1 protein-coding gene is annotated in these 260 nt (G+C 61.2%); it reads left to right on the top strand.

Translation table 11 applies throughout. The annotated features are described in order from the left end of the window. Positions 1-15: 15 nt before the first annotated feature. Positions 16-260: DNA cytosine methyltransferase (locus SB822_RS58450; RefSeq protein WP_410859292.1), on the top strand; the 245-nt coding region annotated here is incomplete at its 3' end.

Genomic DNA, 260 nt, shown 5'->3' with positions numbered 1-260 from the left:
CCCGACTGTCGGTCCGTGGAAGAAGTCGACCCGGCGGAGATACGAACCCGCCTCGGCCTCGCGAAGGGTGAGCTGGACGTGTTGGTGGGAGGGCCTCCGTGCCAGGGATTCTCGATTAACGCGCCGGAACGTTTCATGAGCGACCCGCGCAACAAGCTGTTCAGGCACTACGAACGTTTTCTCGAGGAATTCGAGCCGAAGGCGTTCGTGTTTGAGAATGTGCCAGGCCTCCTGTCGCTTGCGGACGGGAAGGTATTCCG

This window comes from Paraburkholderia sp. SIMBA_054, from assembly GCF_046534875.1.
GTDB lineage: Bacteria > Pseudomonadota > Gammaproteobacteria > Burkholderiales > Burkholderiaceae > Paraburkholderia > Paraburkholderia hospita.
This window is presented reverse-complemented; position numbering and strand designations above follow the sequence as displayed.